Source organism: Acinetobacter sp. NIOH-H-8, from assembly GCF_046635365.1.
Taxonomy (GTDB): domain Bacteria; phylum Pseudomonadota; class Gammaproteobacteria; order Pseudomonadales; family Moraxellaceae; genus Acinetobacter.
The window spans coordinates 113,516-127,116 of the sequence record NZ_JBHDVN010000003.1; the positions used below are offsets into that span (position 1 = coordinate 113,516).

Below are 13,601 nucleotides of genomic sequence, written 5' to 3' on the forward strand. Positions count from 1 at the left end.
TAAGATGCTGAATACTTTAAGTTCTGCTCGAAAAGCAACACGGTCAAATTGGTCTTGAGGCCAAGGAAGTACGAATTATTTATGAAATTTCAAACAATAGCTTGTGCAGTTGCGATTGCGACAGGCGGATTATTTTTTACCCATGTGGTGAATGATGCAATTGCAGCTGATGGTAAAGAAGTAGTCAGCAAAGCAGTGCTTCAACCTTCTCAAGAACAGGCATTGGTATCCCGACAACTGGCAACTCTCGTTGATCGCCAACATTATTTGAATATGCGTCTGGATGCTCAGACTTCACAGCGTATCTTTGATTTTTATATTGATAGTCTGGATGCAGATCACAGTCTTTTTCTGGCATCTGAAATAGAAGATTATAAAAAACGCTATGGCGCTACTTTCGGTGCCAATCTGAAAGCCGGCAATTTGTCTGGCCCTTATGAAATTCATGCGCAGTATCGTGAGCGTTTAGCCCAGTTCTATACCTTTATGCTGGAAGAACTGAAAAAACCGCAAAACCTGAATCAGAAGAATGTATATATTGAAACGGATCGCGAAAAAGCGCCATTCTTTAAAACTCAGGCTGAGCAGCGTGCCCACTGGTCAAAAATGCTGGTCTCTCAGCTGATTAATCTGACGATTAGTAAAGAGGAAGAGCAGGCCAAGCAGAATGCACTCAAAGCCAATCCGGAACTGGCGAATGGTCAGGACCTAACTGGGCCGGAAGATTTAACGCCTGCTCAAACCCTGACTAAGCGTTATACCCGTCAGTTAGAGCGTCTCAGCCGGATCAAGAGTGATGATGTGCTGGACAAAACCCTGAATGCGATGATGCTGACTTATGATCCGCACAGTAATTATTTCCCGCCTGTAGATGCGATGGAGCTGAACCGTCAGACTACATTGCAGCTGGAAGGGATTGGAGTGTCGATTCGCCCAGAACGTGGTAATGAAGATTACACCAAGATTGAAACCATTGTAGAAGGTGGGCCTGCCAGCAAATCAGGACAGGTAAAATCAGGTGACCGTATTGTTGGCGTTGCTCAAGACGGCGAACAGATGGTTGATGTAATTGGCTGGCCAAGCAATGAAATTGTTGGTCTGATTCGTGGTAAGCGCGGCACCAAAGTAACACTGAAGTTACTAGGCCCGGGTGCGACCATGGGACAGGCGCGTAATGTCAGTCTGGTACGTGATGTGATTCAGGAAGAAGATGCCGGGGTTAGAACCCGTACCGTGGAAATCCAGCGTGATGGTAAAAAATATCAATATGGTGTGATTGAAATTCCATCTTTCTATCTGAACTATCGTGCCCGTCGTGCGGGTACCGACTACCGTTCCGTATCAGAAGATACCAATAAGGCCCTGAAAGAGCTGGCTGCGAAGAATGTTGCCGGTATTATTGTAGACTTGCGCAATAACCCGGGTGGTTCACTTGAAGAAGTGGCACGTATGCTGGGACAGGTGATCAAGTCAGGTCCTGTGGTTCAGATTCGTGATGGTAACGGTAATGTCAGCGTCTTTGAAGATGATGATGGTGGTGCACAAACCTATGCCGGCCCATTGGCAGTAATGGTGAACCTGGCTTCTGCATCTGCAAGTGAAATTTATTCAGCAGCAATTCAGGATTATGAACGTGGCATCGTGATTGGTAGTACCACAACAGGTAAAGGAACTGCGCAGGTTCAGCTAGATAGCTTGGCACATGGTCAGGCAACGCTGACTCAGCGTAAGTTCTACCGTGTGACCGGTGGTAGTACCCAAAACAAGGGCGTGATTCCGGATATCAAGCTGGTCGACATCTATAACGAAGAGTTTGGTGAACGTAAGGCTAAAAATGCCCTAGAGTGGGATACGATTCCAACCGCACCATTTAAACGTGAAGGTGTGGTACAGAAATATGTACCGGAACTGGCCAAGTTATCTCAACAACGTGTCGCTCAGAATCCTCAATTCAAGTATCTGGAACAGCGTACAGCGGCTATGAAAAAAGTCGAAGACCAAAAACGTGTAGTTCTGGATCTGGAACAGCGTAAAGCTGAGTTGCTGGATATCGAGCGTAAAGCTTTAGAAGCTGAAAATGCCCGCCGTGCTGCAACCGGCCTGAAACCTTATCCAAACTGGGAAAGTTATCAGGCATCTCTGGATGCCATGGTTGAAGCCCGGGCGAAAATGAAAGCCAAAGAACGTCCGGCATTACCGGAAGAAGAAGCTTTTGTGCTGGAAGCCGCACATGTCTTGGCTGACTATGCTCAAGTACAGTCAAAACAGTAACTTTAACATAAAGTAATATAAGTTCTAAAAACAGCCTATTTCGATAGGCTGTTTTTTTGTGCAAATAAAATGCAATATCAATTAAATATAAAGTGCTATGTAACTAAATAAAAAAGAAAAATTTGTGATTTATGTCGAATAAAAAAGCTGGAATATTAAATTTAATCAATTGATAAAATCTCAAAGACTTCTAATATATAAGCTGAATTTTTATTTTATCGATTCAGGGCAATTTTAAACTTCACTCCAGCTACTGAAGAGATAAAAATATTGCAATAAATTTTGTATATAGCTTCAAGTTTGAAGCAGTCGGGATGAACTCTGAAAAGAGTATTTTATTTTTTATAGGGCGTAAATTTAGCGGGGAATCGTGCGAATACAGCTGCGCAATAAAATAAAAATGATCGCCCAGATGGAACATTTTATATGATTCATGCTCATCATGATGTCAGTCTGCTCATTGGATCGATGGCTGTAGCATTTATTGCCTGCTATTTGACGCTTACGCTTGAGCAGATGCTATTTCGTAATGTATCGCTAAGGTTGAAAACCCTTATTTTACTGTTCAGCGGTGGCTTGCTGGGGCTAGCAATCTGGGGAATGCATTATGTCGGCATGACGGCAGCTCATTTTCCTGATGCTTATGATATCGATACTGCACTCACCTTAAGTTCTTATGTGATTGGCTTTGTGGGAGCAACCTTTGCCATCTGGCTCACCACCCGTAAAACTTTGCCTTGTGCCCGTCTGATTCTAGGGGCTGTCCTGATGGGGCTGGGTATGTCAGGAATGCACTATGTGGGCATGCTGGGCCTGAATGTTAAAAATCATGTGACTGCCTATCATCCTTTATTAATGATCTGTTCGATTCTGATTGCGACAAGTGGGGCGGGACTCAGTTTCTGGGTGGCATTCAAATATCGACAGGCAGTGCAAAGTACGATCCGGATGAAGCTCGTGGTCGCAAGTATGCTCACGTTGACCATTGTCGGGATGCATTATACGGGAATGGCGGCACTCAGTTTTTATGAAAATGCCCATCCATTGAGTCAGATCAGTCATTCCCACTATGACTTGCTATTTTCAGTCATCCTGATTAGTTGTCTGGTACTGGTGACTGCATTTGGCGTAGCCATGCTGGAGTTACGCTTTGAATCACGTAACCGTCAGCTGATGCTGGCCAATAAAGAGCTGGCGAATCAGGCGATTCAGGATAATCTCACCAAACTGCCAAACCGTTTATATCTGGTCAAATATGCACAATTGCTGTTTTCTGGCCGGCAGCAAGATGCTCAGCATGAAATCGCTTTTTTATATATTGATTTGGATCGCTTTAAAGCCGTGAATGATGTGTTTGGCCATCACGTTGGGGATCAGCTACTGATTCAGCTGGCTTATCGTATTCATCAAATTCTGGGAGATGATTCCAAACTGCTGCGTATCGGTGGCGATGAATTTCTGCTGGTGCTGGAAAATACTACAGTAGAGCAGGCCTCGAAAATATCAGAAAAGATTCTGGAACTGATTCAGGAAAGTTTCCAGATCAGTGGCAAGACCATCAATATCTCGGGCAGTATCGGGATTGCCATGTATCCGAAGCATGGCCAGAATCTGCAGGATCTGCTGATCAATGCAGATGCCGCCATGTTGACTTCCAAGTATCAGGGACGGAATACCTATTCTGTTTTTAATTTCTCGACCGATCAGCATGAAAGCAAAAGCCAGAGTAAACTGATCAATGATCTGTATAAGGCAGTAGAAGAACAGCAATTTATCTTGGTTTATCAGCCAAAATTTACCCATGATGAGCAGATCTGTGGTGTAGAAGCGCTAATCCGCTGGAAGCACCCATTGCATGGTTTGCTGGGTCCGAATATGTTTATTCCCGGAGCAGAAAAAACCGGTTTGATTATTCCGATGGGCTACTGGGCTCTAGAGCAGGCCTGCAAACAGATTCAGCTCTGGGAAGCTGATCATGCTGATTTTTTCCCAATCGGCGTCAATTTATCTGCGGTTCAGTTTGAGCATAAGCATCTGATCAGCACACTGGAACAACTTCTGAATCAATATAAAATTGATCCTCAACATTTGATGATCGAGATTACCGAATCGACTGCCATGCATCATATTGATTCGAGTATCCGGACTTTGCAGCAGTTGCGTCAAATGGGCATCCAGTTGGCGATTGATGATTTTGGTACCGGGCATTCTAGCTTCCTGTATTTAAAAAACCTGCCTGTCGATGAGCTGAAAATTGACAAGGAATTTATTCAGGGTCTGAGTGCAGGTTCCAAGGAAGAAATGATTCTTGAAAGTATTATTCAGCTGGCCATTAAACTCGGTTTAAAAGTGACAGCTGAAGGAATTGAAACTGTGCAGCAGGCAGAAATTTTAACCCGTTTGGGCTGTCAGCAGATGCAGGGCTATCTGCTGGGTAAACCGATGGATGTCGAGCAACTTGAAGCTAGGGTCTTTGTTTCTTGAACCCGGTAAATCACTATTTAGAATTTTTTATTATTAAACTAATCAATTGTAAATTATAAAATTTATGTGGTTATCGATTTATAATTTTTAGATTGGGTAGTGAATTAAAATCGTTAAATCGACGAGCCAAAAAAATATCAGTTCAACCAGAAAAGAGAATGGGAAACTGCGATTTCTCCAGTTTATAGGGCTGCTTATTGGCTCTAGAAATCTGCTACAATATCGTCAATTTTTCATATTGATCGTATTTGATCTTGAGCACTGCGGTTCTGCAGTAGGTATTTTCCATGAGTTTTAAAGATGAGTTAGCGGCACAGGTCGCTCAGCGACGTACATTCGCCATTATTTCCCACCCAAATAACACACTATAATTCATCTTATTCCAACCTATTTCAAAAGCATTCAAAATAAAATTAATATTTTATTAAATTACAGTATTTTAATAAAATTTTTTCTTATACCCATTGCATCATGTTTCAAGTTAAATTAAGTTTATTCAGAAGTTTTGTGTACATGAGTGTGTACATATTTGATGTTATTTTTTCTGATTTAAAATTTTGTACACAGGTGTGAAATGCCACTTACGGACACATGGCTTAAAAAGAATTTAGGTAAGACTAGGGATGAGCAACATGTCGAACCTGATAGAGATGGCTTGAGTGTACGTGTGTCACCTAAAGGTAAGATCACTTTTCAAATGCGCTTCAGATACGAGGGTAAGCAAGCTCGCCTAGACTTGGGTTCTTACCCCAATTTGACTTTATTACAAGCTAGGCAAGAGTTGCAAAAAATGAAAGGTGTCCTAGAGGCAGGACATGATCCAAGAGTATATAAAAAGTTAGAAGTTCATAAAGTGACGAACGCACTAACTTTTAAGGAGCTCTATTTAGAATGGCATGAAAAATACTGCATGCCGAATAAGAAAAATGCACAACAACAATTGCGGTCTTTTGAGTTGTATGTGTTTCCTAAATATGGATATCTGCCAGCAGATCAAATTACACTACATATGTGGTTAGAGTTACTAGAAGACCATTTTGAAAAATCTGCATCAATTACTGATCGACTGCTAACAAATACAAAACAGTGCTTAGATTGGGGCGTAAATCGTAGGCTGATTGAGAATAACCCGATACGTCATATAACTGGAAAACGTGATCTCAACATTAAAAAGAATAAAGTGGATCGAATTCTTGAAGACGACGAAGTGGCACTAATTTGGAAAATTTGCGATGAGTCTAGAATGGCGTTGAAAAATGCGCTGTTTATTAAAATCTGTCTCTTCTATGCTAATAGATATAGTGAGTTGAGGATGGCAAAAAAATCGGATTTCGATTTTGAACGCAAAATTTGGACTGTACCACCTGAAAACCATAAGACAGGTAAGTATACGAAGCGACCTCTTCTTAGACCGATATTGCCTGAAATTGAGCCTTTTATTCAGCAGGCTATGGAGCTGAATAGTTCCATCTATATGTTCGTGAATAATGGGACTAAAGAGATGTATGGGCAAAATGGTCCAGGTAAGCTACCGTATAATGTCATGCAATATGCAAGAAGACATTATGGTGTTGAGATGAAACATTGGTCTATGCATGATTTAAGACGTACAGCTCGTACTCATTTTAGTCGTTTTACATCGCGTGATATTGCAGAGTTAATGATTGGTCATACCATGCCAGGAGAGCAAGGGACATATGACTACCATGATTATCAGAAAGAGATGGGAATCGCTTATAAACAATGGTGGGATAAATTGGAAAGCCTAACTAGTTAGGCTTTCATTATTTCTAAAAAATTTAGCTTCCCATGTTTCTATTTGCTCTCGGTCCCAAAGACTTGTAGACCCCTTTACTGCTTTTATGGGTTGCGGGAATGGCTCCGCAAACATTTTTTGGTTTGGCTGTTGCCATCTCCATAATGTAGCGGCTGCTTTGATATTGAATTTTTCACGTATCTGTTTGGAAGTGAGGTATGACATCTTTAACCACCATCAACCATTGTTTTTGCACGTTTGGTGTATGTCGGTGTCTATGTAGGGTTGATTAATTCGTAGGGCCTTTGAAAGGAACTCTGAAAAATCAGCTAGGTTGATAAGGTAAGGAGCTTTTTGGCTATCATCAATTCTATAGCATGGGAATGGGAAATCCATGTTTCTAGCCTTTTCAAGCAATTTAGCTTTACTTAAATGAGGATAATACATGGCTCCTACTTGCTCGAGAGTAGGAGTGATTGTTTTAAATTGCATGAATAAATAATCTGATAAATTCATTTGTACTTTGTTCATTTGGTCACTCTTTCAAAAAGTTAATTCTTGAATCTTTAGTCATACAACTAAGGTATAACTAACTAAATTCACTGAAATAATTGTAAAAAAGATGAAATGACGAATAATGAGGAAATAAGGGTAACTTTTTTCTTCATAGACAGCTCAATGCCAAAACTAACAGACATTCAAATCAACACTATTAAACTATTAGATTATTTATACTTCTACGATATTGTTTCGCTAGAAACCTTTTCTGATGAGAAGTCAGATTTTTATAAAAGGTTGAATGATTCTTTTCATCTAATTTTAGCTACAAGAAAATATAGAGGGCTGAGAGCTGAGCACTACAAGCATTTACTATTGATGGGGCTAGACTTAAATATTACCTATTATAGTAAATCGGATAAGATGCAAGATAATGATGTTAGCATTTTTATCTCTGCTTTTAATCATGAGATACGTTTAGAAGTCGATAGGGCGGGTTTTCCTATTGATGAATTTGCCCAAGATTTGCAGAACATATTGGATAGACAACCTATATATCCGTTGAGCGGAAATGAACGCTATAAAATAGTTAGTCAATTTTTAAGCTATGAATATGACAATATTGCCATTGGAGTACTTGGAAAATTAATTGATATGGGGATATTAAAGGTCTCAAAGTATAGTAAAGCCTATCAGGTGATATCTCAGGAATTATTAGATAAGTTATTTTTTAGAGCTATGCTATTTCTTGAATTAGAAATTTTTAAAAATAAGCTGTTGGCATCAAATTTAAAAATGTCGCAGATTGTAGATTTGAATAATTTAAGTGACCATGAAAAAGTCATTGCAGTTATTAAGTCTAAGGCCAAGTTGGAAGCTTTGGAAAAAGTAGATTATCAGCGTATCTATACTATTGATCTAAACAAAAAAAATGATTTGTCGGGGTATTTTACTAATGTGGAGGCAAGGTTAGGGCATAATCCGATCTTTAAACCCAACCTTGCATCTTGGGTTAGCTTGCTAGGAGCATGGCATCTGATGCTGGTCAAAAAGAACAACATAAACAAACCATTATACCGTGAGACCCCTATCCACATCTTAGATGCTGAACCTACCTGTTCTGAGATAGCCAAAAAAGAAATGGAAGAGTATGGTTTTGCTATTTCGGAAAGAACCTTATTTGACCAGCATAATAGTATTTTTGATTTTTATAAGCTTATTAGATTTACAGTGAATGACATGATAGATGATGGCTTCTATGGAATATTAGAACCAGTACTTACTAAATATTTCTTTTATGATCCAAATATTGGGGATAAGTTTAAAAGTGCTTTAAGCAAAGTGAATATGAGCTTAAATCAATAAAATTTTATTAAGATATCTGTTTTCATTAGGATTGCATGTACAAACCCAATCTTAGTTATACAATGGACTAGATTGGGTGTGACTGGTGGAAAGATTATTTTTACAAATATAGGTTTTCTCCATCGACTGAACAGCATTCTTTGGCATAGGTTTCATTGATGAGTCTTTCGATCATTTGCTCTTCGGACACACCATTCTTGAAAGCTAATGTAAGCAACGCTTCTCTAGCTCTTTTTGTTAATGCGTAATAGTTAGGTTTTTTCACCTTTTTCTCCTCACGGTGCTTTTTTTGATACCACGCATTAGATAATTTTTTTCTTAGAGCATAGTGAATATTTTCATCTTCATAATAGATAATATCAAATATTGAGTTAATTAAAGTCTCATATTCAGATACATGTGATGCATCTCTTCTGTATTTTCTAAATTCTGAGTTTTCATTAATATACTTTTTAGCCCATACAAAAAAATCAGAGCATGGTGATTTAAAGTGACTGTTGAATTTTGAATATATTTTGTCAAATCGATAATATATATTTTCAATTGATCTAGAATTTTCATAATAAAAAGGGATTGTATAAGCCAGATAAAGGAGCTGGAAGTATAGATTTTTTATATCTAAAATTAAGCGATCTCCTTCTTTTTCATTCAAGACTTTGCATGCAAATTGTAAGAATCTTTGATTATCTTTAATTTTATTAAAGTCAAAAGAATGTATTGTGATTCTAGATTGAAAATCCTTTAAATCACGTAAAAAATAATAGATATCATCATCACTACTATTATTCATTTCATCAATTATAAATTTACTTATGTTCCTGAGTTTATCTAGGCTGTTCAGTTTTGCGATGTCTTTTTCTATAGCATCGTTGCTCTCCCGTATTCTGCGATTGTTATCAATATTTGGGCGATGATAGACATATAGTACCCAGATAAGATCTTCATCTCGAAGTTGTGTCAGGAATGATTTAAGATTGTCTAGTTCAGAATTGCGCATTTTGTATCCTGTTTTTAAAAAGCTTACGTCATACTTTAGGTAATAAAAACAATACTTTCTACTAAGTTTTTCACTCTATTTCCCCTTGTTTTGCACTATATTTTTAAAAGCTTTCTACTAAGGGATAAGGGGGTTATAAATAAAAAATGTTTAGGCAATATAAGTTTTTAATTTAATTTTTTTATAACTAAAATTAGGTACTAAAACGATATAGTCTAAAATTCATTTTATTCCTTAATTCTAGCTTTTTTGAGACTAGAGCCTGCATGAATTTAAGCGTAGAGCAGGGAGGAAAAGTTTTTCATGTGGAGAATAGGTACTGCACTACAGGAGGAATTTGGACTCCCTAAAGCTTTGGTTATTAATCTAATCGTTTATTAGGTAACACTTTATTGTGAAGTAAATGTATATATATACTGAATTCCCTATCTCTTATGTAACTATCACACATAGGTTTAAACATGAGAGTTTCAATTAATCAGGAAAAACTTACACTTGAGATTGAGAAATTTTTAAAACGTTTAAAAAGAGAACGTACAAAATGGGATGGATTCTATTCACAGCTTATAGATCTATTATTTGACTTTAATGATATTTATGATCCTGATGATGAATACACAGGTTATCTTAAATTCTTTGTAATTCTGAGATATGACTTACAGAGAATAGACTCTGGTTATCTTGAACTTATGGATGAGTTAAAGATAATTGGGTACAGAGAGATAAGAAAATGGTTTTTAGATTTATTTGAGCTTTTCAAGAAAGATTATGAAACTATTGAAAAACAGAAAGATGAAAATAAAATTGAAGTGCAGGAATATTGTAGATTAATACTTAATAAATGCAGTCGAATATTAGTTGCTCGTGTAGACTTGGGTTATTTGCAAAAATATTCTAGTCGAATTAGAGTTGAAGATATTTATAAGGACTTAGATATACTGCTTAATCGTATCCAGAATAAGGATGGCATATTTAAACATGTGATCGGGTATATGTGGGGAGTGGAGCAAGGCGGTAAAAGTAAAGGTTTTCACTGTCACTTAGCAATCATTTATGATAATGCCTACCGTGCTGGAAGCGCGGAATATTGGGGGAATGAAATTATTGAGTTATGGAAGGATATTACTAGAGGTTATGGTCAAGGCTATAATTGTTGGAACCGTGAACGTCTAGCGAAACTTCGAAGAGAGAATAAGCTGGGGATTGGTGTGATTTATCGTCGTGATTCAACCCAAGTGACAAATTTCATTGAGGCAATGCAATACCTTACTGATCATCACAAACGTACCCTTCAATACTTACGAGTTAAACCAAGAGGGCGAAGAGTATTTGGTAAAGGTCAGTTAAGAGTGCAGTATGATCGACGCTAAATGAAAATAATCTCAGATATACATTATCTAGATGAAAACGAGTTTTTTAACTTTGCAAGGCTTGCCCATCGGCGAGCCTTTGTCATTTCTAGAGGTATATATTATGAGTTTAAATTGTCCTTATTGCTTATCGGATCAAGTCATTCAGGTGGTTAATCAGCAGGTGAATGGTTCTGATTCTACAGGTCTAGCAGCATCAGCTTCGTTCGCAACCATTGGTGCATCCATTTCAAAGAGTTTGCCACTGCCTGTATCTCCATTCATTGGTGGTATTGCAGGTGCAGTCATTGGTGGCCTATTTAGTAGCATGTTTGATGAGCCCAAAAATCCTGTCACTATGACCTACTATCACTGCAATCACTGTCAGCAGAATTTTCGTTGAATCATCATAGGAGATAAGAACGATGGCACATCAAATCGAACAAATCGCCTATGTTGGCGAAACCCCTTGGCATGGTCTGGGTAATCAGTTAAGTCCGAATCAACCACTGGAAGTATGGGCACAGCAAGCGGGGATGGACTGGCGGATCGAATCCTCGAATGTCAGTTATATGGCACAGAATGAGCGTGGTCAGAGCATTATCATGCCATTTGAAGAACAGCGAGTGTTGTATCGTTCAGATACCCATGCACCTTTATCTGTAGTCAGTCAGCGTTATCAGGAAGTTCAACCTAAAGAGATTCTAGAGTTCTACCGGGATCTGACTGAGCAATCTGGCTTTGAGTTAGAAACCGCAGGGGTTTTGAAAGGTGGGAAGAAGTTCTGGGCTTTGGCACGTACCGGGCAAAGTACCGCGTTAAAGTCTAAGGATGTCAGTAATGGTTATATCCTGCTGGCTACTGCGTGTGATGGCACCTTGGCAACGACAGCACAGTTCACAAGTATCCGAGTAGTCTGTAACAACACTTTAGCTATTGCGTTACGTGGGCAGAGCAGTAGTGCAGGTGTGGTGAAGGTTCCACATAGTACCAAGTTTGATGCAGAAAAAGTGAAGCAGCAATTGGGTATTTCAGTTCGTGCCTGGGATGAGCACATGTATGAAATGAAACAACTCACACAGCGTAAAGTGAGTCAGCAGGAAGCCAAAGCTTATTTTGATGCCGTATTCAACAACAGCACCATGTCAATTTCCGATTCTGAAGAAAACATCATTCAGTTCTATCGTAATGTCGCGCAGCAAGCTCAAGAGAAAAAGCCTGAACCAAATGGTCGTGCCATGAATAAAGCTTTGGATATGTTCAATGGGCAAGGGCGTGGTGCTGACCTGTCATCCGCCAAAGACACTGCTTATGGCTTGCTGTGTTCGATCACAGAATTTGTGGATCATGAACGACGTGCCATGAGTACCGATCATCGTCTTGATTCAGCTTGGTTTGGTGCAGGCGCAGGTCTTAAGCAACGTGGACTGGAACAGGCTTTATCTTTGATAGCCTAAGCTCATGTAATCCATCTAACCTTAACCCCGCAAGTCTCAACAATCGCTGAGTACAGCACACACGTAACTCTCTCTACTTACTACTCACAATCAATAATCTGAATCAGCATGCATATCGCCATACCCGACCTCGTGTCGGGTATGGCTTTTTTATGCGCTTCTTTTTTACAAAAACTGAAATTTATAAGGATAGAACCATGAATCAAATCGCACCGATTTCAAATCAGACTGTACAGGCAGGTGTTCAAACTGCATTAAATCCATTAACTACACCTAAACGAGCTAGTTCTGCAAAACGCTTAGTCAACACCAAAGATATGGCGTATCAAGATTGGCTTGAAGTCCGTAAACAAGGCATTGGCAGCAGTGATGCAGCAACAGCATGTGGCTTAAACCCATACATGTCGATGCTAGAACTGTGGCTAATCAAAACAGGTCGACAAGCTCAGTCCATTGAAGATGAAAGTACAGGTGTTGCCCCACTGTACTGGGGCAAACAGCTTGAACCTTTAGTGGCTGAGTATTACAGCATGCACACCAATAATAAGGTACGTCGAGTCAATGCCGTGTTACAGCACCCTGATCCTGACAAGCATTTCATGTTGGCAAATTTGGATTACTCCGTTGTGGGAAGTGATGAAGTGCAGATCCTTGAATGCAAAACAGCAGGGGAACATGGAGCTAAGCTTTGGCGTGATGGTGTACCACTTTATGTCTTGTGTCAGGTACAACACCAACTTGCAGTGACAGGTAAACAGGCAGCTCACGTCTGTGTATTGCTCTGTGGGCATGAAACCAAGATCTTCAAAGTGACACGATCAGAATCCGTGATTGAACATATTGTTCAAGCAGAACGATATTTCTGGGAATGCGTGGAAAAGGATACACCACCATCCGTGGATGCAAGTGAATCCGCAGCTAAAGCGATTCAACAACTTTATCCAGCGCATGTACCTTTAACCGTAGAGGATCTCTCGCAAAATGAAAATGCCAATTTGATGTTCGACCAGCTCATCAAAATGAAAGAAGAGATTCAGCATAAGCAGGAACGCTTTGACCAGCTTAAACATGAAATCCAGATGATGATGCAAGACAAGGAAAGGGCAGTCTTTGCTCATGGCTCAGTAGTCTGGAAGAAAGCCAAGGATTCTATCAGTCTCAATACCAAAGCATTGCTTCAGCACCAGCCTGAACTCATCGAGCTTTATCCACTTCAAAAGCAGGGCAGTCGTCGATTTAACATCTATACCGACTAAGTCCTATCTACAGCACCAAATCAAAAATTCACAAAAATCGCTCCCCGCTCTCTACCCTTCGGTAGAGAGCGGGGAGCGATCTCTGTAGCACTTTATCTGGCTCTACATTCTTTGGGTAACTTATTTGGTCCTTGTTCTGACCTACATACATAGACCCAAATTTGTAAG

Annotated in this window: 10 protein-coding genes and 1 pseudogene; 9 read left to right on the plus strand and 2 right to left on the minus strand. The window is 39.4% G+C overall.

Going from position 1 to position 13,601, the window contains the following annotated elements; genetic code table 11:
- The first annotated feature begins 81 nt into the window (after positions 1-81).
- From ACEWB7_RS02845 to ACEWB7_RS02860, 4 genes and pseudogenes are all read left to right on the plus strand, one after another.
- Entirely contained in the window at positions 82-2,271 is a 2,190-nt protein-coding gene (locus tag ACEWB7_RS02845; protein ID WP_166136328.1) for a carboxy terminal-processing peptidase, read from the plus strand.
- 426 nt (positions 2,272-2,697) lie between these two features.
- On the plus strand, positions 2,698-4,755 hold the full coding sequence (locus ACEWB7_RS02850; protein ID WP_004782008.1) for an EAL domain-containing protein: 2,058 nt from the start codon (positions 2,698-2,700) through the stop codon (positions 4,753-4,755).
- Between the two features lie 287 nt (positions 4,756-5,042).
- Positions 5,043-5,114 (plus strand): annotated as a pseudogene (locus tag ACEWB7_RS02855) (hypothetical protein); the annotation flags it as partial.
- Positions 5,115-5,329: 215 nt separating this feature from the next.
- Positions 5,330-6,532 (plus strand): tyrosine-type recombinase/integrase, encoded by a 1,203-nt coding sequence (locus ACEWB7_RS02860; protein ID WP_178868015.1) that lies wholly within the window; start codon positions 5,330-5,332, stop codon positions 6,530-6,532.
- A 216-nt stretch (positions 6,533-6,748) separates the two neighbouring features.
- Here the strand turns inward: ACEWB7_RS02860 and ACEWB7_RS02865 are convergent, their stop codons facing one another.
- Positions 6,749-7,042: a pyocin activator PrtN family protein gene (locus ACEWB7_RS02865; protein WP_032008304.1), complete on the minus strand. Its 294-nt coding sequence runs from the start codon at positions 7,040-7,042 to the stop codon at positions 6,749-6,751.
- Between the two features lie 147 nt (positions 7,043-7,189).
- Here ACEWB7_RS02865 and ACEWB7_RS02870 point away from each other — a divergent pair, with 147 nt between their 5' ends.
- Positions 7,190-8,374 (plus strand): hypothetical protein, encoded by a 1,185-nt coding sequence (locus ACEWB7_RS02870; RefSeq protein ID WP_411580407.1) that lies wholly within the window; start codon positions 7,190-7,192, stop codon positions 8,372-8,374.
- Positions 8,375-8,474: 100 nt separating this feature from the next.
- On the opposite strand, the gene ACEWB7_RS02875 is transcribed toward ACEWB7_RS02870, so the two are convergent.
- Positions 8,475-9,371 (minus strand): hypothetical protein, encoded by an 897-nt coding sequence (locus ACEWB7_RS02875; RefSeq protein ID WP_411580408.1) that lies wholly within the window; start codon positions 9,369-9,371, stop codon positions 8,475-8,477.
- A 461-nt stretch (positions 9,372-9,832) separates the two neighbouring features.
- On the opposite strand from ACEWB7_RS02875, the gene ACEWB7_RS02880 reads away from it, so the two are divergent.
- From ACEWB7_RS02880 to ACEWB7_RS02895, 4 genes are all read left to right on the plus strand, one after another.
- Positions 9,833-10,741 (plus strand): inovirus-type Gp2 protein, encoded by a 909-nt coding sequence (locus ACEWB7_RS02880; protein WP_411580409.1) that lies wholly within the window; start codon positions 9,833-9,835, stop codon positions 10,739-10,741.
- Positions 10,742-10,844: 103 nt separating this feature from the next.
- On the plus strand, positions 10,845-11,123 hold the full coding sequence (locus tag ACEWB7_RS02885) for a hypothetical protein (protein ID WP_411580410.1): 279 nt from the start codon (positions 10,845-10,847) through the stop codon (positions 11,121-11,123).
- 22 nt (positions 11,124-11,145) lie between these two features.
- A complete protein-coding gene (locus ACEWB7_RS02890) occupies positions 11,146-12,177 on the plus strand; it encodes a DUF932 domain-containing protein (RefSeq protein ID WP_411580411.1) in 1,032 nt (343 codons plus the stop codon).
- Between the two features lie 197 nt (positions 12,178-12,374).
- On the plus strand, positions 12,375-13,433 hold the full coding sequence (locus ACEWB7_RS02895; RefSeq protein ID WP_411580412.1) for a YqaJ viral recombinase family protein: 1,059 nt from the start codon (positions 12,375-12,377) through the stop codon (positions 13,431-13,433).
- Positions 13,434-13,601 lie beyond the last annotated feature (168 nt).

Coding starts and splice junctions, on each gene's coding strand:
- ACEWB7_RS02845 (WP_166136328.1), top strand. CDS start 82: ATGAAATTTCAAACAATAGCTTGTGCAGTTGCGATTGCGACAGGCGGA.
- ACEWB7_RS02850 (WP_004782008.1), top strand. CDS start 2,698: ATGATTCATGCTCATCATGATGTCAGTCTGCTCATTGGATCGATGGCT.
- ACEWB7_RS02860 (WP_178868015.1), top strand. CDS start 5,330: ATGCCACTTACGGACACATGGCTTAAAAAGAATTTAGGTAAGACTAGG.
- ACEWB7_RS02865 (WP_032008304.1), bottom strand. CDS start 7,042: ATGAACAAAGTACAAATGAATTTATCAGATTATTTATTCATGCAATTT.
- ACEWB7_RS02870 (WP_411580407.1), top strand. CDS start 7,190: ATGCCAAAACTAACAGACATTCAAATCAACACTATTAAACTATTAGAT.
- ACEWB7_RS02875 (WP_411580408.1), bottom strand. CDS start 9,371: ATGCGCAATTCTGAACTAGACAATCTTAAATCATTCCTGACACAACTT.
- ACEWB7_RS02880 (WP_411580409.1), top strand. CDS start 9,833: ATGAGAGTTTCAATTAATCAGGAAAAACTTACACTTGAGATTGAGAAA.
- ACEWB7_RS02885 (WP_411580410.1), top strand. CDS start 10,845: ATGAGTTTAAATTGTCCTTATTGCTTATCGGATCAAGTCATTCAGGTG.
- ACEWB7_RS02890 (WP_411580411.1), top strand. CDS start 11,146: ATGGCACATCAAATCGAACAAATCGCCTATGTTGGCGAAACCCCTTGG.
- ACEWB7_RS02895 (WP_411580412.1), top strand. CDS start 12,375: ATGAATCAAATCGCACCGATTTCAAATCAGACTGTACAGGCAGGTGTT.